Source organism: Paludisphaera borealis (genome assembly GCF_001956985.1).
In the GTDB taxonomy this organism is placed as follows: domain Bacteria; phylum Planctomycetota; class Planctomycetia; order Isosphaerales; family Isosphaeraceae; genus Paludisphaera; species Paludisphaera borealis.
In genome coordinates this window covers 5,684,122-5,708,701 of record NZ_CP019082.1, presented here as the reverse complement: position 1 = coordinate 5,708,701, position 24,580 = coordinate 5,684,122, and the positions used below count along the sequence as shown (strand labels likewise).

17 protein-coding genes and 1 tRNA gene are annotated in these 24,580 nt (G+C 64.9%); 11 read left to right on the top strand and 7 right to left on the bottom strand.

The genetic code is table 11. The features are described from left to right. Positions 1-362 precede the first annotated feature (362 nt). Together BSF38_RS31760 and nadB are read left to right on the top strand one after the other, a co-directional pair. Positions 363-5,972: a hypothetical protein gene (locus tag BSF38_RS31760; protein WP_210405631.1), complete on the top strand. Its 5,610-nt coding sequence runs from the start codon at positions 363-365 to the stop codon at positions 5,970-5,972. Positions 5,973-6,138: 166 nt separating this feature from the next. Beyond that, the gene (gene nadB / locus BSF38_RS21990; RefSeq protein ID WP_076349255.1) at positions 6,139-7,773 is read left to right on the top strand and encodes an L-aspartate oxidase; all 1,635 of its coding nucleotides are present in this window, start codon (positions 6,139-6,141) and stop codon (positions 7,771-7,773) included. Between the two features lie 98 nt (positions 7,774-7,871). Here the strand turns inward: nadB and BSF38_RS21985 are convergent, their stop codons facing one another. Together BSF38_RS21985 and BSF38_RS21980 are read right to left on the bottom strand one after the other, a co-directional pair. Beyond that, positions 7,872-8,807: a choice-of-anchor L family PEP-CTERM protein gene (locus BSF38_RS21985; RefSeq protein ID WP_168189428.1), complete on the bottom strand. Its 936-nt coding sequence runs from the start codon at positions 8,805-8,807 to the stop codon at positions 7,872-7,874. Positions 8,808-9,105: 298 nt separating this feature from the next. Beyond that, positions 9,106-10,002: an HD domain-containing protein gene (locus tag BSF38_RS21980; RefSeq protein WP_076349251.1), complete on the bottom strand. Its 897-nt coding sequence runs from the start codon at positions 10,000-10,002 to the stop codon at positions 9,106-9,108. 248 nt (positions 10,003-10,250) lie between these two features. Here BSF38_RS21980 and BSF38_RS21975 point away from each other — a divergent pair, with 248 nt between their 5' ends. The 7 genes from BSF38_RS21975 (at position 10,251) to BSF38_RS21945 (ending at position 18,485) form a co-directional block, all read left to right on the top strand. Further along, positions 10,251-12,305, top strand: coding sequence for an FG-GAP repeat domain-containing protein (locus tag BSF38_RS21975; protein ID WP_076349249.1), 2,055 nt, complete (start codon positions 10,251-10,253; stop codon positions 12,303-12,305). Positions 12,306-12,518: 213 nt separating this feature from the next. Next, the gene (locus BSF38_RS21970; protein WP_076351285.1) at positions 12,519-13,670 is read left to right on the top strand and encodes an aldose epimerase family protein; all 1,152 of its coding nucleotides are present in this window, start codon (positions 12,519-12,521) and stop codon (positions 13,668-13,670) included. Between the two features lie 130 nt (positions 13,671-13,800). Next, positions 13,801-15,606 (top strand): sodium:solute symporter family protein, encoded by a 1,806-nt coding sequence (locus BSF38_RS21965; RefSeq protein WP_076349247.1) that lies wholly within the window; start codon positions 13,801-13,803, stop codon positions 15,604-15,606. A 13-nt stretch (positions 15,607-15,619) separates the two neighbouring features. Further along, positions 15,620-15,853 (top strand): hypothetical protein, encoded by a 234-nt coding sequence (locus tag BSF38_RS21960; RefSeq protein WP_076349245.1) that lies wholly within the window; start codon positions 15,620-15,622, stop codon positions 15,851-15,853. 90 nt (positions 15,854-15,943) lie between these two features. Continuing rightward, positions 15,944-16,381: a hypothetical protein gene (locus BSF38_RS21955; RefSeq protein WP_076349243.1), complete on the top strand. Its 438-nt coding sequence runs from the start codon at positions 15,944-15,946 to the stop codon at positions 16,379-16,381. 126 nt (positions 16,382-16,507) lie between these two features. Then, positions 16,508-18,226 (top strand): sodium:solute symporter family protein, encoded by a 1,719-nt coding sequence (locus tag BSF38_RS21950; RefSeq protein WP_083713237.1) that lies wholly within the window; start codon positions 16,508-16,510, stop codon positions 18,224-18,226. 13 nt (positions 18,227-18,239) lie between these two features. After that, complete coding sequence (locus BSF38_RS21945) at positions 18,240-18,485, top strand: hypothetical protein (protein WP_076349241.1); 246 nt, start codon at positions 18,240-18,242, stop codon at positions 18,483-18,485. Positions 18,486-18,529: 44 nt separating this feature from the next. Here the strand turns inward: BSF38_RS21945 and BSF38_RS21940 are convergent, their stop codons facing one another. The 3 genes from BSF38_RS21940 to rfaD all read right to left on the bottom strand — a co-directional run bounded on the left by BSF38_RS21940 (position 18,530) and on the right by rfaD (position 21,422). Beyond that, positions 18,530-19,516 carry a phosphotransferase gene (locus BSF38_RS21940; RefSeq protein ID WP_076349239.1) on the bottom strand — a complete coding sequence of 329 codons (987 nt, stop codon included), beginning with the start codon at positions 19,514-19,516 and terminating at the stop codon, positions 18,530-18,532. Between the two features lie 126 nt (positions 19,517-19,642). Next, complete coding sequence (locus BSF38_RS21935; RefSeq protein ID WP_076349237.1) at positions 19,643-20,308, bottom strand: peroxiredoxin family protein; 666 nt, start codon at positions 20,306-20,308, stop codon at positions 19,643-19,645. 133 nt (positions 20,309-20,441) lie between these two features. Then, positions 20,442-21,422: an ADP-glyceromanno-heptose 6-epimerase gene (gene rfaD, locus BSF38_RS21930; protein WP_076349235.1), complete on the bottom strand. Its 981-nt coding sequence runs from the start codon at positions 21,420-21,422 to the stop codon at positions 20,442-20,444. A gap of 256 nt (positions 21,423-21,678) precedes the next feature. On the opposite strand from rfaD, the gene BSF38_RS21925 reads away from it, so the two are divergent. Both BSF38_RS21925 and BSF38_RS21920 read left to right on the top strand, forming a co-directional pair. Continuing rightward, positions 21,679-22,722 (top strand): linear amide C-N hydrolase, encoded by a 1,044-nt coding sequence (locus BSF38_RS21925; protein WP_076349233.1) that lies wholly within the window; start codon positions 21,679-21,681, stop codon positions 22,720-22,722. Positions 22,723-22,911: 189 nt separating this feature from the next. Then, positions 22,912-23,000 (top strand) — tRNA-Ser (locus tag BSF38_RS21920). A 298-nt stretch (positions 23,001-23,298) separates the two neighbouring features. Here BSF38_RS21920 and BSF38_RS21915 read toward each other — a convergent pair. Continuing rightward, positions 23,299-23,799 carry a hypothetical protein gene (locus BSF38_RS21915; RefSeq protein ID WP_099092012.1) on the bottom strand — a complete coding sequence of 167 codons (501 nt, stop codon included), beginning with the start codon at positions 23,797-23,799 and terminating at the stop codon, positions 23,299-23,301. A 140-nt stretch (positions 23,800-23,939) separates the two neighbouring features. Continuing rightward, positions 23,940-24,476, bottom strand: a complete 537-nt coding sequence (locus BSF38_RS21910; protein WP_237170565.1) for a helix-turn-helix domain-containing protein — start codon at positions 24,474-24,476, stop codon at positions 23,940-23,942. Positions 24,477-24,580: the final 104 nt, after the last annotated feature.

The following is a 24,580-nucleotide window of genomic DNA, read 5'->3' as shown; positions in this document are numbered from 1 at the left end:
TCGACCCGACGTCGGATGGGTGGCTGTGGCAGCATGCCACAGATGCGGGTGCCGCGGCGTCTATCCTGGGGCGTCGCTTCGCTCCTCCCCAGCCATCCGACGCCCCCCCCTTTTCGCCTTACCGCCCTCTCTGAGTTGGGTGGCTGTGGCAGCATGCCACAGATGCGGGTGCCGCGGCGTCTATCCTGGGGCGTCGCTTCGCTCCTCCCCAGCCACCCGACGAATGAGCCTAAGCCGTCGCGCCGCCTGAAAACGAACGGGTTCGTTGCGTTGATCGTTCTTTTCGCGTCGGCTTGACGTATAATGGATCGCACAAGTCGAGTCGAGAGGCCCGGTTCGCACAACTCGAGGAGTCAGGCGATATGACGCTGGGCGCCCAGACGCAGCCGCAAGGCAAACTCCTGGACTACAAAGAGTTCATCGAGCACCAGATCGCTCGCACGCGATCGCGGATCAAGTACACCGATTTCGTCACCGCCTGCCTCATGCTGCTGGCCGGCGTCGCGCTCGTGTTGCTGCTCGAAGTCGTCCTCGACCACGCCCTGGGCCTCCCGATCGTCGCCCGCCAGGCGATTCTCGTCCTGGGGCTTACGGCGGCGTTTGGGTTTTCGCTCTACAAGATCGTGCTGCCGCTCTTGTTCTCGATCAATGCGGTCTACGCCGCCAAGACGATCGAGGGCGCCGACCCGACGATCAAGAACAGCCTCATCAATTACCTGGAGCTGCGCCGCCACCAGGGCCAGGTCTCCAAGACCGTGATGGCGGCGCTCGAAGCCCGGGCCGTGAACGACTTGACGCACGTCGAGCTCGACCAGGTGGTCAACCAGCAGCGGGCGATGCAGACGGCCTACGCGCTCTGCGGAATCGTCGTCGCCTTCTGCCTTTACGCCGCGTTCACCCCCAAGAGCATCCTCGATTCCACCAAGCGCGCGTTCCTCGCCGACGTGGTCCGGCCCACCAACACCAAGCTGGTGAACATCAAGCCCGGCCCCAACGCCGAGCTTTCCAAGGTCGTCGCCGGCACGCACGTCACGTTCACGGTCGACGTCCAGGGCGTCCGCCCCGAGAAGGTCAAGCTCCACTACAGCACCGACGGCGGCAAATTCTTCGCGGTCAAGGAGTTCGAGCCGGGCAAGAACTACTACGACCCCTGGCAGACGACCCTAACCAGCGTCGAGCAGACCCTCGATTACTACCTCACGGCCAACGACGCCGAGTCGCTCCGGTACGTCCTGACCGTCCTGCCCGCGCCGATGGTCACGTCGGTCTCGATCGACTATGAGTTCCCCCAATACACCAAGATCCCGCCACGCACCAACATCGAGGGGGGCGACGTCGAGGCGATCGAGGGGACCATCGTCACCGTCCACGCCACGACCAACGAGCCCGCCCGGCTCGCCACCCTGAACCTAACCACCGGCGTGCCGGCGAGCATGACGGTCTCGGAACAAGACCCCAGGCAGCTGACGGGCAAGTTCAAGGTCGAGCAGGACGGCACCTACACGATCAACTTTCGCACGACAGGCGGGCAGTTGAACCCCAGACCGGTGGTCTATAGCATCGTCGCGCACAAGGACAACCAGCCCACCGCCAAGTTCCTCCGCCCCGACAAGCCGACCGTCAAGGTTCCGGTCAACGTCAAGGTCGACATGGTGGCCACCGGCTCCGACGACCAGGGAGTCAAGGACGCGACCCTCCACGTCGTCCAGGGCAACGACCACCTCGTCTCCAAGAACCTCCTCGAAGGCCGCCCCCCCACGCCGGAGTTCCAGGTCACCGAGACGCTGGATCTGGCCGCGCTCCGCGTCAAGCCCGGCTCGACCCTCTCGTACTGGCTGACCGTCCGCGACAACCGCGAGCCGACCTCGAACCGGATGGAAACCACCAAGCAGACCATCGAAGTCGGCGAGGCCGTCGCCCCTCCCGAGCAGAAGAAGATCGAGGAGCAGCAGGCCGAGGACCGCAAGCAGTTCGAGCAGAGCCAGCCGCCGCAGGCCGACAACAACGACCAGCCGCGAACCGCACCCGACCAGCGCGACCCGGCCGACAAACAAGACGGAAAAGATCAAGGCGGCGCCGAAAATCGCGAAGACAACCAGCGCGGCCCCGACCAACAAGAGGGCGCCGGCACCGGAACCGGATCCAGCACCCCGTCGGCCGACCGTGAGAACGCGAACCAGCAAAACCGCGACGACCAGGCCGGCAAGGACGGCGCGAACGACCAGAACGGGGCGACCGAGCCCAACTCGGCTCGCGACGACCCGCGGATGCAGCAGTTGACCGAGGGCCTCAAGAAGACGGGCACCCTGCCAAACAACGACAAGCCTTCCCCCGCCGGCCGCAACGGCGACACGAAGCAAGGCCAGAAGGGCGAGTCTCAACCGAACGACGGTCAAGCCAACCCGTCCGAGCGTCCTCAGAAGCAAGAACCCGCCCCGTCCGACGGATCCAACACGCCCCAACCGCGCCGTAACACCGGCGGCGAATCCGCCGGCTCGGAAGTCAAGCAAGGCGAGCGGAGCGAGACCCCGAATCAGCCCGACGCCGGCGACGACCAGCAGAAACAAGCTGGAAAACAAGCCGAAGGCTCCAAGGCCGACGGTTCCAAGCAAGCCGAAGGCTCCAAGGCCGACGGCTCCAAGCAGGCCGAAGGCTCCAAGGCCGACGGCTCCAAGCAGGCCGAAGGCTCAAAGGCCGACGGTTCCAAGCAAGCCGAAGGCTCAAAGCAAGAAGAAGGCTCAAAGGCCGAAGGCTCCAAGCAAGCCGAAGGCTCAAAGCAAGAAGAAGGCTCAAAGGCCGACGGTTCCAAGCAGGCCGAAGGCTCCAAGGCCGACGGTTCAAAGCAGGCCGAAGGCTCCAAGGCCGACGGTTCCAAGCAGGCCGAAGGCTCCAAGGCCGACGGTTCCAAGCAAGCCGAAGGCTCCAAGGCCGAAGGTTCCAAGCAAGCCGACGGCTCCAAGCAGGCCGACGGCTCCAAGCAGGCCGAAGGCTCCAAGCAGGCCGAAGGCTCCAAGGCCGACGGTTCAAAGCAGGCCGAAGGCTCCAAGGCCGACGGTTCCAAGCAGGCCGACGGCTCCAAGCAGGCCGAAGGCTCCAAGCAAGCCGAAGGCTCAAAGGCCGAAGGTTCCAAGCAAGCCGAAGGCTCAAAGGCCGACGGTTCCAAGGCCGAAGGTTCCAAGCAAGCCGAAGGCTCCAAGGCCGACGGCTCCAAGCAGGCCGAAGGCTCCAAGGCCGAAGGTTCCAAGCAGGCCGACGGCTCCAAGGCCGACGGCTCCAAGGCCGACGGCTCCAAGCAGGCCGAAGGCTCAAAGGCCGACGGTTCCAAGCAGGCCGACGGCTCCAAGGCCGACGGTTCCAAGCAAGCCGAAGGCTCCAAGCAGGCCGATGGCTCCAAGGCCGATGGCTCCAAGCAAGCCGAAGGCTCCAAGCAAGCCGAAGGCTCCAAGGCCGAAGGTTCCAAGCAAGCCGAAGGCTCAAAGGCCGACGGTTCCAAGGCCGAAGGTTCCAAGCAAGCCGACGGCTCCAAGCAGGCCGAAGGCTCCAAGCAGGCCGAAGGCTCCAAGGCCGACGGTTCAAAGCAGGCCGAAGGCTCCAAGGCCGACGGTTCCAAGCAGGCCGACGGCTCCAAGCAGGCCGAAGGCTCCAAGGCCGAAGGCTCCAAGCAAGCCGAAGGCTCAAAGGCCGAAGGTTCCAAGCAAGCCGAAGGCTCAAAGGCCGAAGGTTCCAAGCAAGCCGAAGGCTCCAAGGCCGAAGGTTCCAAGAAAGCCGAAGGCTCCAAGGCCGACGGCTCCAAGCAGGCCGAAGGCTCCAAGGCCGAAGGTTCCAAGCAGGCCGAAGGCTCCAAGGCCGACGGCTCCAAGCAGGCCGAAGGCTCCAAGGCCGACGGTTCCAAGCAGGCCGAAGGCTCCAAGGCCGACGGCTCCAAGCAGGCCGAAGGCTCCAAGGCCGATGGCTCCAAGCAGGCCGAAGGCTCCAAGGCCGACGGTTCCAAGCAGGCCGAAGGCTCCAAGGCCGACGGCTCCAAGCAGGCCGAAGGCTCCAAGGCCGATGGCTCCAAGCAAGCCGAAGGCCCCGCCACCGAGAACTCTCAGCCCAAGGGCGACGAGACCGGGCAACCGAGCCCGGCGACCGATAAGGAAGCTCAAGGCAAGCCGAAATCGACCAAGGAATCCGGCGATCCCCAGACCAAACCGCAGACGAAACGCGACGACGTTATGAAGGATCGCGTCATCGACCCGCGCGACATCGACCATCGCGGTCCCGATCCGCGCGGCGTCGAAACGGGGGCCAAGTCCCCTGACGACAAGAACGCCGAACCCAACGCGGGCGACAGTGAGAAGTCGCAGCGCAAGGCCGATGGCTCGCAGGCTCAGGCCGACGAGCAGGCGAAGAAAGACCAGACCGCTCGCGACGACAAGAACGCCAAGCCCGACGGCTCACAGGTTCAAGCCGACGAGAAGGCGAAGAAAGACCAGACCGCTCGCGACGACAAGAACGCCAAGCCCGACGGCTCACAGGTTCAAGCCGACGAGAAGGCGAAGAAGGATCAGAACGCCAAGGCCAAGAAAGACGATCCTAGCTCCAAGAACGCGAAGTCTGACGCCGCGGCCAAGAAGGATGAGCCGGACAAGAAGTCCGACGAGGACCGGTACAAGAAGGACGGGAAGGATAAGCCCAAGACGCCGGAAAAGAAGCCGTACAAGAGCAAGCCTCCGGCCCAGGACAAGCCGAGCGACGAGCAGCAGCCTCCGCCCGAAGAAGAACCGCCCTCGGCTGAACGCGACACCCAGAAGCCCAAGTCGACCCGCCCGGATCAATCGAATCCGCAGCGCGACGACTCCCAGAACGATTCGACCTCCCAAGCCCAGGACCAACAAAACGGGCAGCAAAGCAAAGAAGCCCAAGCCTCGAAAGGCGACGCTAAGGGCCAGAAGGGCGAAGGACAGGGGCAGAAAGGCGAAGGCCAAGGTCAGAAGGGCGAAGGCCAAGGTCAGAAGGGCGAAGGCCAAGGCCAGAAGTCCGAGAGCCAGGGTCAGAAGGGCGAAGGCCAAGGCCAGAAGGGCGAAGGCCAAGGCCAGAAGTCCGAGAGCCAGGGTCAGAAGGGCGAAGGCCAAGGCCAGAAGGGCGAAGGCCAAGGCCAGAAGTCCGAGAGCCAGGGTCAGAAGGGCGAAGGCCAAGGTCAGAAGTCCGAGAGCCAGGGCCAGAAGGGCCAAGGCCAAGGCCAGAAGTCCGAGAGCCAGGGCCAGAAGTCCGAGAGCCAGGGTCAGAAGGGCGAAGGCCAAGGCCAGAAGTCCGAGGGCCAAGGTCAAGGAACTCAGCAAGGCGACCAGCAGGGTGAGCAGAATACGGACCAGAGCGGCGAGGGTAAGGAGCAGGGCGGGAAGAGCGGATCCACTCCCAAGGGGGGGGGCGGCAACGAGGGGTCGGGGAATCCGAGACCCGCTGACGCCAAGGATGATGGAACGCCGTCGCCGACGGCCAAGGAGCCCGAAGACCAGTCGGGCGATACGGTCGCGCCTCGGAATCAGGATCAATCCGAGATGGTGCTCCGGACAGTCAAGGACCTGCTTGCCAAGGACGCCGTCACACCCGACATCGAAGCCGCGACGGGTATGTCGAAGTCCGAGATGCAGCAGTTCGTCAAGAAGTACGAGCGCGGCAAGTCGGCCCCGGCCGGGCCCGGGCGCGAGATCGACGTCAAGCCGGGCGATTCCGCGAAGGACGCCACGCCATCCGCCGGCCTCCCGGATCTCGGAGGCCACAGGCGGTACTCGACGAAGAACATCACCGACCGCGGCTCGCTGCCGCGCGACGAGGTCCGCAACATGAACGAGGGCGTCCGCTTCGCGGCTCCCGCCGAATTCCGGGGCCGGGTCGAAGGCTACAAGAACGCCCTCTCCCGATCGCGCATCAACGCCGCCGGCAAGGCCGCCAAGCCGGCGGCGGCACCGCCGACGCCGACCGGAAAGTGACCAGGCGACCGCCGCGCGCCGCCGTCGCCCCCTGACGGCGGCGCGTCCGATCGGCGATCATGGGACCTCTTGGCGCCGCTGGCGTCGTTCCGGAGGTTCGTTCCCGTTCCATCGGCGGTGAGTTTCTCGAAGCCGCCTCTTTCCTCTTCAACCGACGTGCCCGCCCATGCTCACTCCCCTGCCCTTGCCCAGACGCTACCTCGTCGGGTTCGATCCTCGCGAGCTGCCCCACCATTTCGCCGACGTCGTGGTGATCGGCGGCGGGATCGCCGGCCTCCGCGCGGCCCTCGGTTTTCCGAAATCGCTCCGGGTCCTGGTCGTCACCAAGGACCAGATCCGTGAGAGCAACAGTCAGTACGCCCAGGGGGGGATCGCCGGGGTCATGGACCCCGAGGACCGGCTCGACAACCACATCGCCGACACCCTGGCCGCCGGCAAGGGGCTGTGCGACCCCGACATCGTCGATCTCGTCGTCCGCGAAGCGCCCGAGCGAATCCACGAGTTGATCGGCTGGGGGACCCACTTCGACACCGTCGACGGCCGCGTCGCCCTGGGACGCGAAGGGGGGCATTCGCACGCCCGGATCGTCCACGCCCTCGGCGACGAGACCGGGCGCGAAATCATGCGCGCGATCATCCATCAGGTGCGATCGCGATCGAACGTCCGGATCTGGCAGAACTGCGCGACGGTCGACCTGCTGACGCATGAGGATCGTTGTCGGGGCGTGCTGGTCTGGGACAAGCGGCGCGGCTTCGCGATGGTCTGGGCCCGGGCGGTCATCCTGACGACGGGAGGAGCGGGACAGCTCTATCGCGAGACGACCAACCCGCCGATCGCCACGGCCGACGGCCACGCCATGGCGTATCGCGCCGGGGTCGAGCTGCGCGACATGGAGTTCATGCAGTTTCACCCGACCGTGCTCTACATGGCCGGCTCGGCGCGGCATCTGCTGACAGAGGCCCTCCGCGGCGAGGGAGCCTTCCTCCGCGATTGCAACGGCTTCCGGTTCATGCCCGAGCGTCATCCCCTGGCCGAACTCGCCCCGCGCGACAGCGTCTCGCTGGCCATCGCCGCCCAGATGGCCGCGACGCGGCATCCCAACGTCTACCTCGACATGACGCACCTCGACCCCGAGTTCATCCGCAACCGGTTCCCGGGCATCGACCGGCTGTGCCGCAGCTTCGACCTCGATATCACCCGCGACCCGATCCCGGTCTGCCCCGGCGCCCACTACATGATCGGCGGCGTAACCGTCGATTCGCACGGGCGCAGCTCGATGCCGGGGCTCTGGGCGGCCGGCGAGGTCTCGAGCTCGGGGCTGCACGGAGCGAACCGGCTGGCCTCGAACAGCCTGCTTGAAGGCCTCGTCTTCGGCGCGCGCGCCGCCGAGGACGTCACCGAACGACTCGATCGGGAAGGCGCCTGGCAGCTTGAGGTGCCGCCGATCTCGGCCTCGACTCCGCACGAGCACCGCACCCCCATCGACCTCGACGACCTACGGAAATCGCTCCGCGCCCTGATGTGGCGGCGGATGGGCATCACGCGCGACGCCTCGGGCCTGGCTGACGCCGCGCTCCAGGTCGACAGGTGGTGCCGTTACATCCTGCCGCACGTCTTCGACGATCCCGGCGGCTGGGCCATCCAGAACATGCTCACGGTCGCCCGCCTGATGATCGCCGCCGCCGACGAGCGTACCGAGTCGCGCGGCGTCCACTCCCGGGCCGACTTCCCGGAAACCGACCCGGCCTGGCAGCGACACGTCACGATGCAAGCGCAAGTCGTGCGAATCGGCGGATCGTAACGCGGCTTAGGGCCCCGAACGTCAAACGTCCGCGGCAGCTGTCGCCATGCGGGGCGAGGCCGACACGGCCGTTCGCGCATCGAGTTGGGATCACGTCGTCACTTCGGGGCCCGCCGCCGGCTGAACAGCGCGAGGGCCGCCAAGCCGAGACCCAGGAGCGTCATCGAGGCCGGTTCGGGGACGACGGTGCCCGGCGGGGGCGCATTGCCAAGTCCACTGATGTACACGGCCGTATCCCATGCCGAGTCTTCGGCGTCGGCGATGATGAAGGTCAGCGTGTTGCCCTTGCTGCCCGCGACCACGGCGCCGCCGAAGTTCATGAACGGGTTGCCGCTCGGCCCGACCAAGAGACCGAGGAGGGGGGTCTCCTGGTACTGTGAACCGTCGGCGCCCCTGGGACTGCCGTTGTAGTCGTTATAGCCGGTGTTGACCATGAACGGATTATTTATGTTCACCGGCTTGCCGCCGGCGAACGCGATGTTGACGCCGTTCAGATAGAGACCGAACACGTCATTGTAACTGCCGACGTACTTCGGATATTCCGCCGAGGCGAAGACGACGCCGAAATTGACGCTCGTGGTGTCCGCGGCGACGTCGAACGTGATGGTCAACTGCGTCGCGTCGAAAAAGCGGCTCGTTCCGGGCGACAACGGTTGAAGCAACCCCATCTGAGCGGGCTCGGCGGGCAACCCGTAGCTGGTGTCCGGAAAATGGCCAGGAACATAGGGCCCGCTGCCGTCGTCAGCCGCGTTTCCCGTACTCAGTACGATGCCCGAGCCCGGTAGATTGTAGTTGTTCGGGCCGTTGGTCGTGTACAAACCAGTCGACGTTTCGCCGGTGCTCGCGCTCTGATTCAAAAGCGAATAACCCGTAACGTGAACCCCACCCGTCCCTCCGGCCAACAACGCATTCACCAGAGCGGCGACGTCGCTGGAATTGGTCACCGAGACGCCGCCGGCGTTCGCGGGCGCGCACATAGGCGCGAATGCCAGAACTGAGGCGAGAGCGACCCCAGCCCGAATCGACTTTGCCATAACATGCGACTCCAGAAGTTTAGATGCAAGGCGACGCGGCTGCGTGTTCTCTTCCTTGTGGCCTACCATGAGAGCGCCTGACATTGCATACGAAAAGCGCCAGCGTGTCAAGCACCGCACATATTAAAGCCTATTAAGTATCATCCTTTTAGTAACCGATAATTCTTCAGAAGATCCTCATTGGCCCTAGACCGGCGCAAAACGAAAAAATCCCCGAAAATCCAAGGGATTACAGGGGTTTGGCGAGGAACGGCGAGGAGGGACGGAGGCCGCCGCGGGCGTGAAGCCCTTCTCGGCGTCAGGCGAACTCGGACGTCCGTCGGATGATTCCGTCGATGATCAGATGAGGGTCGAGCCACCGTTGCTTGGGCGCGACGCGGGGCGCGTATCCGTCGGCGGATTCGGGTCGGAACCGGCGGATTTTCTCCAGGGTTCGGTCAATCGCCGGAATTCGGGCGGCGTCTAGTTTAGCGAGTACTTTGTCGTCTTCGCTGAGCAGGTCGTCGTCGACGAGCACGCCCTGGCGGAACCCCTCGCGGAGCGCGTCGGCGAACTCGTTGTAGATGAACGCCTCGATCGGGCTGGCCCACCAGTCGCGGTTCATCACGGCGAACAGGTCGACGACGGTCCGGGCCACCTTGACGTCCGAGAACACGATCGTCGCGTCGACGACCGATACGTCGCCGAGAATCCGGTCGACGTCGCCCCGCCTCACGACCTGGCAGGCCATGCCGTCCCGGAGGAAGTAGTCGAGTCGGTCGGCGCAGAGCCATGGCAACGGACGCTCGAGAATCGGGTACCGCGCGTCGTCGTAAAAATCCTCGGGCGCGAAGCCCAACCGGTCGAGGGCGTCGGCGACGTCGGGGCGGTTCAGCAGGATCGGCTTGAGGCTCTCGTGATGGTCTTGTTCGGCCGAGGTGACGAGAAAATCGACGGCGTGCGAGAACGCCGTGTGCGAAATGTCGTGCAACAGTCCCGCAACCTGCTCCTGGCGGCCCGCGCCGAGCCGACGCAGCAGGTGGAACACGCCCAGGCTGTGCTCGTAGCGGGTCACGTTCTTGAACGGGAAGGCGATGGCCGATGGCCCCGCCTGGCGAATCCCCTTCAGCCGCTGAAACGTCGGCCCCTCGATCAAGGCGAGAATCTTCGGGTCGGAGACCTCGACTCTCCCGTAGACCCGATCGTTCCAAACCATGAAGCTCGCCCCTACCCCGCTCCGGGCTCCGTCGCCGCGCCGTTCCCACTCCTTTGATGATCCGGCTCCAAACGGCGATTTGCAAGAGGAGTCGAGTACCGCCGGCCTGACCGATGGTTGAAACCGCGACGAATTCTGAGCCGGTTTTAACCCGTTCTCAGGAAGCGTTCTAAGGTCACAGACAGGGGTTCTTGCGCGACGGTTCCCGCCGCGCCCCACGCAGCTCATCAGTGTCCGGAGTCGAAGCGATGGTGAAGAAGCGTCGGATTCGCGGTAAGGACGGAGATCGGTCGCTCCAGCCAGTCGCCGAGCAACTCGAAGCCAGGACGTTGCAGGCCGCCAAGCCTCTCGCGGGAGGCGTGGACGCATTGGCCCTGGGGGACGTTAACGGCGATCGAGTCGTCGACCTGATCGTCGCGGGCCATGAGGGGTCGAACCACAGCGTGACGATCTACGACGGCATCGGCGCGAAGGACTCGTCGACCTCAACAGGGGTCGGCGTCAAGGTCCTCGCCAAGCTGGTCAATCCGCTCGGGGCGAACTCGGGCCCGCTGTCGATCGCCGTGGGAGACTTCAACGGCGACGGCGTGTCCGAGCTCGCCGTCTCGGCCCAGACCCGCGTCAACGCCGGACCGGCCAAGCTCGCGACGTACCAGTTCCAGCTCACGGGCGATCCCGATTCGCCGCTCGGCCAGCCGGTGACGTTCGTGCCGATGGCCCAACCGTTCGTCTTGCCGGCCGCGACGGTCAATAGCCTGTCGCTGGCATCGATCGATCTGAACAATGACGGAACCGACGAGATCGTCGTGGGGGCGTCGAAGGCGTCGACGCAGACGCTGTCCGTCTTGTCGTTCGGCAATGGCGCCTGGTCGCAGACAAGTTCGATCTCGCTCCCCTGGAGGATGTCGCACGGCGTCGGCCTGGGCGCCGGCGACCTGACAGGCGACGGCAAGGACGATCTCGCCGCGATCGACGAGTCGTCGGGCCGGGTCTCGGTGCTCGACGGCGGCTCGTCGACGTGGACGTCGTCGATCGCGCCGCTCAAGCGAAACAACAGCGGAGCCCGAGTGGCGGTGGTTGCGAATGAAAACGCGGCCGGGGCCCTCGTCGTGACCTCCGGCGGCGACCGCAACCCGACCGCGGCGATCGTGAACTGGTCGACGGGCAAGTCGCAAACAATCAAGCCCAGGTCGTCGCCGGGCAGCGGCGCGCTCGTGCCGCTTGGGGGCGGGTGGGTCTACCAGCGGAGCAACATCAAAATCGACGGCTCGTTCGCGGTGAGCGACGGCCCGAACACGCCGACCGTCCTGTTCGGCTCGACGCGCGGGCAGTCGGTCGTCGTGCAGGGCTTCGACGCCTCGCTCCGGCCCAGCAAGGCCGATACGACCGTCGAGCCGGTCCTCGGCAACGCGAAGAAGGGCGCGACGTTCTACTCGCTGCAGGCCCCCGACACGTTCTCGGAGACCGGCCAGACCAAGGTCGACGTGTCGCCGCTGGTGGCGTTCCCGAACCTCGTCTACAACTCCCCCTACTCGATCGACCTCTCGTCGATGCCGTCGTCGATCTACAACGGCCTGTGGACATCGACCCCGATCTCCACGACGACGAACGACCCGTGGGGGCCGGCTCGCGTCGCCAACACGCCCCCCACGATCCCTTCCAAGGACTCCGTCACTTGGCTCCAGGGCCGAATCCTCGCCGCCTACAACACGTTCAACGGCCAGGTGACGTACCAGCACCACTACGACCCGCGCTGGCTGCCAAGACAAGGTCAGCCCTGGAACGCCGTGACCACCGGCTACCAATGGCCGGGGGTCGACTGCACTAACTTCACGGCCTTCGCCTACGCCGACGCCCTCGGGATCACGATGAACAGCGCCACGACGGCCCAGGCCGCGATCACCTCGAACGCGGACGTCACCATTCCCGAGTCGATCGCCAGCCACGTCAATCTGCAAGTCCTCGGCCCCTGGACTAGCTATGAGGCGATGGTGAAGGACCTCCAACCGGGAGACATCCTCTACATCAATCCGAGCGCGAACACGTTGGCGCCGGGGTATGTAAGCGATCCCAGCAAGGTCACGCACGCCATCACCTGGCTCGGAAATTTCGGCAAGGGGGCGACGGAAGCCAACCAGTTCCTCATCATCGACTCGACGGTGGACGACCCGCCGCACGTCGACGCGAACAACCACCTCATCCCCACGGGCGTCCACATCCGCCCGTTCAGCCCGCCCGGTTCCGCGACGAACGCCTGGTACGCCTCCCACGTCGACCACGCGCTGCGGATCATCGCCGATTAAATCTCCAGTAAGACCCCGCACCGGCGGACCGGGCGGGGTCTTGACGGAGATTTCCTCACCGTCGACGCCGTTCATTGAAGTCCGACTACTCCGTTGCAATTGTCGGTGGGGCGAGTCACCATGATCGGTCTACGTCGCAAGCGCGTCTCGACGCGCGGCTTCCTGAAGACGCACCGGGGTCGACATCGCCCGCTCTGGGCGGCGAGGTTTCGCATGAGTAGGTTTACAGACCTGAGAGGGCGGGCGTCCGTCTTCGCCGTGGGGCTTCTTCTTTCGACGGCCGTCGTCGGTCTGACTGGCGCAATGAACGCGGAGGCTGGGACTTTGAGCAAGGTGGCATTCGGCAAGACGCCGGACGGCAAGACAGTCGACCTCTACGTGCTCCAGAACGGCCGGATCACCGTCAAGATTTCGACCTACGGGGCGATCATCACCTCGATCGAGGTTCCCGACCGCGACGGCAAGCTCGACGACGTCGTGCTCGGCTTCGACGATCTGACCGGCTACCTGGGCAAGCATCCGTACTTCGGCGCCACGGTCGGCCGCGTCGCCAACCGCGTCGCCAAGGGGAAGTTCACGCTCAACGGGCACGAGTACACGCTGGCGACCAACAACGGCCCCAACACGCTGCACGGCGGCCTCAAGGGCTTCGACAAGGTCGTCTGGAAGGCCGAGGAGCTGGAGAGCGGCGACGGGCCGTCGGTCCGGCTGTCGTACACGAGCCCCGACGGCGAGGAAGGCTATCCGGGCAACCTGTCGGTCAGTATCCTGTTCACCGTGACCGCCGACGACAAGCTGAAGATCGAATACACGGCCGAGACCGACAAGGCCACGCCGGTGAATCTCTCGAACCACAGTTACTTCAACCTCGGCGGCAAGAACAGCGACACGATCCGCGACCACGAGATCACGCTGAACGCCGACCGCTACACGCCCGTCGACGACACGCTGATCCCCACCGGCGAGATCGCCCCCGTCGCCGACACGCCGTACGACCTCCGCAAGCCGACCGTGATCGGCGCCCGGATCGATCGCCTTCAGAACGAGCCTCGCGGCTTCGATCACAACTTCGTGCTCAACAACCCGGACGGGAAGCTGACCCTCGCCGCGCACGTCTACGACCCGAAGTCGGGCCGCGTGCTGGAGGTGTCGACGACCGAGCCCGGCGTCCAGTTCTACACCGGCAACTTCCTCGACGGCACCGACAAGGGCAAGGGGGGCGTCGCCTACAAGCAGCATCAAGCCATCTGCCTGGAAACCCAGCACTTCCCGGACTCGATCAACCACCCGTCGTTCCCCAACACGGTCCTCGAACCCGGTAAAAAGTACTCCCAGACGACGGTTTACACGTTCTCGACGAGGTGAGCGCGGCCGACGTCTTCATGTCGGTCCATTCTTCACGGTCCCCTTGAGATTTCCCGAGAGACTTCGCGAGCGGCGGCGACCGACCCATTCAAGGCGTCGGAGCGCCCCCTTGCGTTCGACAGGAACGAGCATGCATACGACACTGGCGTGGATCGATTACTTGATCATGGTGATCTACTTCGCCTTCGTGCTGGGGATCGGCTTCGCGCTGAAGCGCTATATGAAGACCAGCGCCGACTTCTTCCTGTCGGGCCGGTCGATCCCCGCATGGGTGGCGGGCCTCGCGTTCATCTCGGCCAACCTGGGCGCCCAGGAAGTGATCGGGATGGCCGCGTCGGGCGCCAAGTACGGCCTCGCTACGTCGCACCTCTACTGGCTGGGCGCCATACCCGCCATGGCGTTCGTCGGGATCTTCATGATGCCGTTCTACTACGGCTCCCGCGCCCGGTCGGTCCCCGAATACCTCCGGCTGCGGTTCGACGAGAAGACGCGGGGGCTGAACGCGATCGCGTTCGCCCTGATGACCGTCATGTCGTCGGGCATTTCGATGTATGCGATGGCGCTGCTGATCGAGAACCTGCACATCTTCGACTCGCTGATGCAATCCCTGGGTCTGCCGATGAGCTGGATCTTCCATCTCAGCATCGTGGTCGCGGCGATCATCACGCTGGGATACGTCTACCTCGGCGGCCTCACCAGCGCGATCTACAACGAGGTGCTCCAGTTCTTCCTGATCGTGGCCGGCTTCTTCCCCCTGGTCTTGCTCGGGCTCAAGAACGTCGGCGGCTGGGACGGCCTGGTTCAGAAGGTGCCGAATGGTTTTACCCACGTCTGGCAAGGGATGACCAGCGCCGAGACCAGCCCGCTGGGCGTGGAGGTGTTCGGACTGGCGATGGGGCTGGGCTTCGTCCTCTCGTTCGGCTACTGGTGCACCGACTTCCTGGTGGTTCAGCGAGCCATGGCCGCCGATTCAATGTCGGCGGCGCGCCGCACGCCGTTGATCGCCGCCGTGCCCAAGATGATCTTCCCGTTCCTCGTCATCCTGCCGGGCTTGATCGCCGTCTCGCTCCCCACGCCGACGGCCGTCGAGGGGACGACCGTGAGCAAGGCCGAGGCGATGGGCAAGGGGATCATCCCGGCGAAGCTCGACGCGTCGGGCGAGGTCAAGCTCGACACCGACGGCAAGCCGGTGCTCGACTACGACCGGGCCATCCCGAACATGCTGCTCCACTACCTTCCGACCGGCATGCTCGGCCTCGGCCTCACGGCGCTCCTGGCCAGCTTCATGTCGGGGATGGCCGGCAACATCACGGCGTTCAACACGGTCTGGACCTTCGACATCTACCAGGCGTACATCAAGCCCCAAGCGAGCGACAAGCACTACCTATGGATGGGGCACTTCGCGACGTTGTTCGGCACTCTCGTCTCGATCGCGGCGGCCTACGTCGCGACGAGCTTCAACAACATCATGGACCTGCTCCAGCTCGTCTTCGCTTGCGTCAACGCCCCCCTGCTCGCGACGTTCCTGCTCGGCATGTTCTGGAAGCGGGCCACGGCCAACGGAGCCTTCTACGGCCTGCTCGCGGGCATCACGGCCGCGGCGATCCACCACGGCGTCAGCCTTCCGCAAGGCTCGACGGCCGGCGTCAAGGGGGGATGGATCAGCTACCTCTGGTCCGGCGTCCCCATCACCTCGTATCGCAACGAGATGGCCCAGAACTTCTGGGCGGCGATCTACGCCTGGACGGTCTGCTTCGTCGTGACGATCGTCGTCAGCTTCTTCACCAAGCCCCACAGGGAAGAAGACTTGACCGGGCTCGTCTACTCGCTGACGCCCCGAATCGTCGAGCATAACGTCGTCTGGTACAAGAAGCCCGAGGCGTTCGGCGTCGTCGTGGTCCTGGCGGCCATCGCCCTCAACGTGATCTTCAGATAAGGTTTGGATCCAGATGAATCTCGACATCCGCGTTCCCATCGGCCTCCTGTTCCTCTCGCTGGGGGCCTTGATCACCGGCTTCGGCGTCGTGACCCATTTCACCAATCCGGAGTTGTACGCGCGCTCGCTCGATATCAACGTCAACATCTGGTGGGGACTGGTGATGCTCGCCTTCGGAGCCGCCATGTTCTACTACGGCCGCCGGGCCACGATGCGGACGGCCCAGGCTCCTTCTCAAGCCCCTTGATCGAGGAGTCACTCCACCTATAGCGTTCGGGTGGAGCGACCGGCTGTCGGGTGCTCAGGGATTTTGTCTGGTCTCGGGGAGTGAGCGGTGATGCGGCCGTTGGCTCGACTTTGTGTACGCCAGCACGCCCGGAAGCGTCTTGAGGGCGTTGTCGATCCTGCTTGGGACGAGTACAAGCGACGACGTCATGTGTTCTGGCTGGCGCTCCTCCTGATACCGCTCTGGCTCTCCGGAGCCATCGTCCTGGAATTTCTCACCGGCCGCGAGTTTCCTCCCACCGGTTGGGTTACCTTACTGACTGTCTTACTGCCGCCGATGCTCTGCCTCATGGTCGCCCGTCTGAGGCTGATCTTCTGGCCCTGCCCATGTTGCGGACGACCTTTCTTCCTCAGGTTGGGCAACTACTGGTTCACTCGACGGTGCCTCCACTGCGGTCTGCCGAAGTGGGCGCCGGGCAAGGCAAAATCCTCCAAGTTTATCCCGTTAGATCAACGCGATTCGATCGTGACCGACGATTTCGATTACTGATCGTCGGTCGCCCAGGGTCCGTCGCCCAGAGGTCGGACTTGGATTTAGGTTCTTGATGTAAGCTTACCACCCTTCGCGGGCGAGAACGCCGCGTGCCGACCCGCCGGGGCATCGAGAGACGCCGCCATGCCAGTCTTCCCTCTGATCGCCGCCGCCGCCGCGCCCGCCGAATCGCTGTTCTCGCTCGGCGTCGCCGACCTGGTGATCATCGCCGCCTACTTCGCCATGGTGCTGGCCATCGGCCTGTACCTCAAGGGCCAGACCCAGACCGGCGAAGACTTCTTCATGGCCGGCCGCGAGATGACCGCCTGGATCGCCGGCCTGAGCTTCCTGTCGGCCAACCTCGGCTCCCTCGAACTCATGGGATGGGCCGCGGCGTCGTACCAGTACGGGCTGCTCGCCGTTCACTGGTACTGGATTGGCGCGATCCCGGCCATGCTCTTCCTCGGCATCGTGATGATGCCCTTCTATTACATCTCCAAAACCCACTCGGTCCCCGGCTACCTCCAGCTCCGGTTCGGCGAGCCGAGCCGGGCGCTCGCCGCGATCTCGTTCGCGTTCATGACCGTTCTGATGAGCGGCATCAACATGTACTCGATGGCCTTGGTGATGAAAGTGGTCCTGGGCTGGGACATCAACTTCAGCATCTGGGTCTCGTCGCTGACGGTCGCCGCGTACGTCGCGCTCGGCGGCCTCAAGTCGGCGATCTTCAACGAGGTGCTCCAGTTCGTCTTGATCTGGGCCGGCGCGCTCCTGATCCCGATCCTGGGCCTGTACGAGGCCGGCGGCTGGGCCGGATTGCAGGCGAGGATCGCCGAGCAGCTCGGCCGGACCGACTTCACGCACGCCTGGAGCACGCTCGGCGGGTTCCAGGACAACCCGATGGGCGTGCACTGGACGGGGATCGTCTTCGGCCTCGGCTGGGTGATCTCGTTCGGCTACTGGACCACCGACTTCCTGGTCGTCCAGCGGGTGCTCGCGGCCAAGGACCTCCGCGCCGCCAAGATGGCGCCGATCATCGGCGCGGCGTTCAAGATGATGGTCCCGTTCATCGTGATCGTCCCGGGCCTGCTGGGCCTGGCGCTCCTGCCCGACAAGCTCGTCGGCGAGGCCGAGGCGGTGGCGACCGGCGGTCACAGCTATAACGAGGTCTTGCCGCTGATGCTGGCCCGATACTGCGGGCCGGGGCTGCTGGGGCTGGGGATCACGGCCCTGATCGCCGGCTTCATGGCGGGAATGGCCGGCAACGTCAGCGCCTTCGCGACGGTCTGGACCTACGACCTCTACCGCGCCTTCATCAAGCCCGACGCCGACGACGCCCACTACGTCGCGATGGGCCGCTGGTGCACGATCCTCGGCGTCATGGCGAGCATCGGCACGGCGTACCTGGTCATGGAGTTCCAGAGCATCATGGACTACGTCCAGGCGCTCTTCAGCTTCTTCATCGCCCCGCTGTTCGGCACCGTGATCCTGGGCATGCTCTGGAAACGCGCAACGTCCGCCGGCGGGTTCTGGGGCTTGCTGATCGGCACGCTGTCGTCGATCGCCATGTGGGCCTGGGTGAAGCTCGACCCGAGCGCCTTGCAGTACGTGGCCCTCTCGCCGCACGCTAAGGACATGGCCGAGAACCTTTACCGGGGCCTCTGGTCGTGGATCATCTGCGTGGTCGTCACCGTGGCGGTCAGCCTCTGCACACGTCCCAAGCCCGATTCGGAGCTGGTCGGGCTGGTCTACGGCTGCACCTCGATCCCTTCCGAGCAGGACGTCGCGCTCTGGAGGCGGCCGATCTTCTGGGCGTACGCCGTCGCCATCGTGTTCGTGGCCCTCAACCTCTATTTCTGGTAAGGGGGAGTCGTCGATGAAGTCAAAGCCCGAAGCCGTCTCGATCTGGTTCTTCGTCGGCGTCCTGCTCGCCTTCTACGGCGTGGTCATCACCGGCGAGGGCCTCTACCATCTGGCCGTCCCCCCCGAGCGCCCGGTCGTCCTGGCCTGGCTGCACGCCGACCTCTGGTGGGGCGCCCTGCTTCTCGCGGCCGGCCTGTTCTATTGTTACCACTTCGCGCCCAGGAAGGTCGACCGCTCGGCCGAGAATGACGGGGCCTGAACGCGACGGGAGGCACTCGCATGCTCCGCGACGTCTGAACTCGATCAGAACGGGCAGCCGGTGCCGCTGGGGGCACGGCCTCCCGTCCGGGTCATGCTGGTGCTCGACCGAGCCTCGTCGAACGGCTCCGAGGACTCGATCTCAAGCAGCCAGCGCTCGAAGTCGGTCGAATTCAGGGTCGCCCGGGCGCGGTCCCAGCGTTGGTCGACCCAGCTCCAGAAGTCGAAATCGATCGTGGAGACGGTCGCCTGGATCGCGGCCCAGAGGGTCCAGCCGACGTTCGACAGGAGGATGTTGAGCTTCATCCGGGCGAGCCTGTCCGGGTAGGCGTCGCCGAAGTACGCGGCGCACGCCTCGACGACGCGAGGCTCGTCGTACTCCTGCTCCTGGCAGGTGTTGCCGAGGTCGAACGTCGGATCGTTGTTGCCGCTGTACTCGAAGTCGATCAGCCAGAGCCGCCGGCCGTCGTCCAGGATGTTGGCCGCCAGAAGATCGTTATGACAGGGGACCGTGGCGATCGGACGACGGGCGAAGGCGGACTCGATGCGCCCGACCATGGGCATGTAACCGAGATAGTCGTCCGGGATCCGAATCCGAAGCTCCTGCGTGATCCGAAGATAGCGCCGGATCACTTCGAACATGTTGAAGTCATGGAGGAAACGCGGCCCCGCGTGGAGATGCCCGAGCGCCCGGGCGATCTGAGTGGGCATCCCGGGGCGATGCATCGAGGCCAGCGTCATGGTCTCTGCGGGGATGAATTCGAGGATCAGGACGTTCAGATCGGGAATGTGATGGACGACCTTCGGAGAGATCCCCGTCTCGGCCGCGGCCAGCGTGTTGTGCAGTTCGTTGGCGCGGTCGATGGCTAACCATTCCGTCCCGTCGCCGGGAACGCGCACGACGAATTCCTCTCCGTCCACCGTAACGTGGTAGGCCTGGTTGGTCAGGCCGCCGATGAGAGGCTCGACGATGGGAGAACGGGTCGACCAGGCGGGAATTCGGTCGATGACCTGTTCAATCGAGATCGCCATGCATTCCAACCCTGGTAATGGTTCTTGAGGAGGCGACCCTTCGGCTCGCCTGGAGATCCAATCTCCTGGCGCGTCGAGGAATCGGTGCGATACGAAGGCGAGTTCCGCGGACGATTCGGCGTGACCTCAGAACGGGCAGCCGGTGAGCATTTCGCCCTGCGGAGCGCCGGTCGTGTCGATCGGCTGGACGTCCATGCCGGCGAACTTCGCGAGACGGGCCGAGACCTCATTGAGCATCTCGACCGAGTAGCCCGGCCAGAGTTTCTCGATCGTTCCGCCCTGCGAGACGAGCGCCAGGTACGCCGAGCTTTCCGCCTTGTAGTCGTGGATGATCGTCAGATCGACGTCGCTCAGGATCGGGAAAGCCGCATGGTTGACGCGCCCCCATTTCCCGGCGCGATTGACGGGGCCGTCGATGACGCCGAAGAACGGGACCTTGGCGCCGTAGGCCTCGAACAGCCGGTTGAAATAGGGCTGGGACTCGATGCTGCACGGGCAGCCTTCCTTGATGAAGGCGAGGACGACCGGGCCCTTGCGAGTCAGCTCGGCGAGGTCGTAGGTCTTGCCGTCGGTGGCCTCGGCCCGGAACGCCGGGGCGGTCGTCCGCGCAACCTTCTCGGTGGCGGCCAGCATCTCGGACGTGACCAGGTGCTGCTTTTCGCTCTCGATCACGACGAATCCCGAGCCCTCGTCCGGCTTCGGTCCGGTGCCGAGCACGGCCCACGAGTAGACGGCGAAAACGGTCGCGAGAACCGTGAAGGCGCCCACGATCGTCAGTTGGTTCTTCGGCACGGTGCGGTCTCTCCGATGAAATCGGCTAGCCGCCGCCGAGCGCTTTGAGGCGGACGGCGGCGGGCTTGGCATGCGGCGCGTCGGGGTGTTCCTTGGTGATTCGATTATACCGCTTACAGGCCGGCTTCGTTCGTTACAGCGCGTTCTGCGTCTCCGAAACCGTGTTTTCCGGCGAAAGCGTGCGCCGAACGCCCTCTTCCAGGGTTGTAGCCGGCTTCGAACACCCCGCGTCACGGAGCTTGCTCATCTCGGCCTGCGTGTAGTTCTGGTATTGCTTGCCGAGTTCGGCGGGCATATCGATGAACTGGATTCGGGGCTCGCGTTCGAGAGCCGCGAATACGGCCAGGACCAGGTCCTGGAACGTCCGGGCGACGCCCGTTCCACTATTGTACACGCCCGTCGTGTCGGGGTGCTCCCAGAGCCAGAGCATGTGGTCGATACAGTCCTCGACGAACACGAAATCGCGCCGCTGGCCGCCGTCGGGATAGGTCGGATCGTTCGACCGAAAGAGTCGGACCTCGCCGGTTTCGAGGATCTGCCGGCGGGCGTGCCAGACCACGCTCGCCATCTTCCCCTTGTGCCGCTCGCGGGGGCCGTAGACGTTGAAGAACTTGAGCCCCGCCCAACCGGCCGGCTCGGGCGCCCCCTTGGCGACCTCCGCGAGCGCCCAGACGTCGAAATCGTTCTTGCTCTTGCCGTACAGGTTCAACGGCCGCAGCTCGGTCGGCGGCGTGTGATCGCTGAACCCCTGCGAACCGTCGCCGTACGTCGCGGCGCTCGACGCATAGTAAAACGGCAGACCCACCTCGGCGCACCATTCCCAGAGCCGGCGGGTGTACTCCACGTTGTTGCGCAGCAAGTACGACCAGTCGGTCTCGGTGGTCGAGCTGCACGCCCCCAGGTGGAACACGGCCTCGACCGATCGATCGAGGTCGGGCAGATCGCCGAGGAACTGGTCGAGCGGAATGAACTGGAACCGGCCCAGTCCGGCCCAGTTGACGGCCTTGGCGGCGGTCGGCGGGTCGTCGACCAGCAGCAGATCATGCCCCAGCCTCGACAGCCGGTGGGCCAGGTTCGAGCCGATGAAGCCGGCGGCTCCGGTAATCGCGATCATCCGTGTCTCTCCACCGCGAGGCTGGCGTAAAGTGACGACTTTACCAACTGATTACTTCGTCAAGAAGCCCTGTCGAAACCATCCGGCCTCGCGGCGGATCCAGGCGAAGGCTCAGCGGCTCGCCGATCGCGACTTGCAACGGAGTCGCCAGGGTACTACGGTTTCGTTGAATCGGCGTCAATCTCGCATCGTAGAGCACGGCTGGTCGACCGATTCCGATCCGTCGGCCGCCTCCTGAGAAGGGAATTCCATGCGTATGGTGCGCTACCTACTGATGAGCTGCGTCGTCGTCCTGGCGACGGCCGCCGCGGTTCCTGTCGCCGAGTCCTGTTCCCGCATCCTGTGGAATGACAACGGCCTGGCCGTCGTCGTCGCCCGCACCATGGATTGGCCCGAATCGACGGAGCCGATCCTGACGGTCTTCCCGCGCGGCCTGAAGCGCGACGGTGGCCGGCTGGGGTCGGTCGACGTGGTCGAGGACAACCCGATGAAGTGGACGTCCAAGTACGGCAGCCTGGCGACCACCATCTATGGTATCGGCACGGCCGACGGAGTGAACGAGCGCGGACTGTCGGCCCATATGCTCTACCTCCAGGCTACGAACTTCGGCCCGCGCGATGCCTCCAAGCCCGGCTTGCACGCCGGTCTCTGGGCGCAGTACCTGCTCGACAACGCCGCCACCGTGACCGAGGCGCTCGAATCGCTTAACGCCGTCCAGGTGGTGATGATCGAGGCGCGCGGACATAAGGCCTCGGTGCATCTGGCCATCGAGGACGCCGGCGGAGACTCCGCGGTGATCGAATTCGTCGACGGCAAGCGAGTTGTCCATCACGGCCGCGACTACAAGATCATGACCAACGACCCGACGTACGAGGAGCAGCTCGCTCTGCTGAGAAAGCAGGACTTTTCCAGGCCCAGCAGCGACACGCCTCTGCCCGGCAACGTGAGCGCCGTCGATCGGTTTCAGCGAGCCGCCTACTTCAGTGCGATGCTCCCCAGGCCGAAGGACGACCGCGAAGCCGTGGCCGCGGTGCTTGCCATCGCCCGCAACGTATCGGTCCCGTTCGGGGCGCCCTATCGGAAATTCGGGATCTACAACACCGAGTACCGGACCGTGATCGACCTCACGAACAGGCGGTATTTCTTCGAGTTGGCCACCAGCCCGAACGTGATCTGGATGGATCTGGCGAAGTTGAATTTCGCTCCCGACGCCCCGGTCATGGTGCTGAACCCGGACGACCTCAGCCTCTCGGGAGAAGTCTCGGGAAGGCTCGCGAGAGCGCCCAAGGCACCGTTCTGAGCGGCCCCGTGATCGACGGCGGCATGAATTGGCCAGCGGCTGCTCTGGGCCGCGGTGAGAACGCGGCGCGGGAACCACTTTCGAGAAAGCGTCCCTTCGCACCTCAGGGTTTCATTGACGAACGCGAGGTGCTTTGGTAACTTGAGAGTCCCTTCGGCACGACCAATCCGGAGGGCCTGCCCGGTTCGAGGAGAGGTGGCTGAGTGGTCGATAGCGACGGTTTGCTAAACCGTTATACGGCTAACACCGTATCGGGGGTTCGAATCCCCCCCTCTCCGTTAAGCTTTACTACAACGCCCAGAACGAGGCCGTTCGCGCTAGCCTAGCACGGTGTTTTTTTTTATCCGCCGCACGTCACGCGCGGCGGACAGCCCCCGAGCCGATCGGCGGGCGTCATCCTCCCGCCGAGAGCGGAGAACGTTCGCAACTTCCGCCGGCCTTTGCCGACGGCTGCGTCTCCTCTGCCGGAATTCATGACGATGGTGCTTTCCGATGGACGACCTGACCGTCCAAGAAAGCCCACGGCGCGGGCCGAGTTCGCCCGCGCTCCGTGCCTTTTGAGGAGACCCTCCGCGCTCAGTTCTGGTCGATCCAGTTGACGCCGCTCGACCACCAGGAGGGCGTCCGGTTGACGCGCGGGGCGTAGTAGTTGCTGCGCGGCGTCGGATAGACCACCGGAGACAGCGCCGGCAGATTCGGGTTCGAGAACGAAACTCCCGGAACACCGCGAACGACGCCGTCGTAGCCGCGGCTGTACGTCATCACGGGTGCCGACTTCGAACGCATTGGCGAGAACGGGCCACTCAGGGCCATCGACCCGTCGCCGTAGATCCCCAACGGCGAATAGCCGCCGCCGATCGGCGACGCTCCACCCACCATAATGTAGGGCGTCGGCTCAAACGTCCCGAGCGTGGGGGGGCCGGCGCAGACCGCGCCCGGCGCGTCGCCGGCGGCCCGAAACGATTGACCAAAGGCCGTCGTCGCGGAGAAGGCCGACAGCACGACCAGCGCGCCTTGGACCCAGGCGGCGCGTGAGAGAACCACGGCGAGGCCGATGGCTCGCGAATGCGGATTCATGAAGTACCTCAGGGTGCAAGCTCAAGGGAAACCGCCAAGAAATCCTCGCCGGCCGTCCGACGAGGCGACTTGAGCAAATTTACCTCACGAATCACCGCCGAGGGGGGATTTCGCGGAAGGGACGCGAAATTCCGGATCGGTCAGCCTGAATGGCGCGCCCGCGGGATCAGCCCATGCAGGTCGTCAAGGATGCGAGCGACGCCCGCCCCGACCGGCGAATGCAAGAGGTCGTGGAGCTTCGACATCAGCTCCCCTTCCCGCATCAGGACGCCTTCGTGGTTCGCGACCGCCGCGCGGGCGACCGGCTCCATCGTGCGGACGCTTTCGCGCTCTTCGCTCAAGCCGCGGATTCCTCGGAGAGCGGCGGCCGGCAGGGTGAGCGGTCCGCCTTCGGCCGGAAACCAGTCGCGGATCTCCCGAGAGTGCGAAGCCGGCCGGGCCGGCTCGGAGCCGGCGCGAACCGCGGCCGCGTCGTCGTCGTCTCCCAGCAGCTCGTCCATCGAGACGTCGAGAGCCACCGCGATCCGTCTCAGCGTGCCCGCTCGTGGCAATCCGGTTTTGCCGCTTTCAATCTGGTACAACGCCGTGCGCGAGATCTCCGCGCGGTTGGCGAGTTCGTCAGGCCCCCATCCCTTGGAGTATCGGAAATCTCGAACGCGCTGAGCCAAAGAAATCATGGTTCATCCTCGCCGCTGAGGTCTCGAGATGGAATCGATCCCGATCGCACGATAGAACGCAAACAAAGGCAAGGCAACGCCACGCAGGGCTGCATCGACCCAAC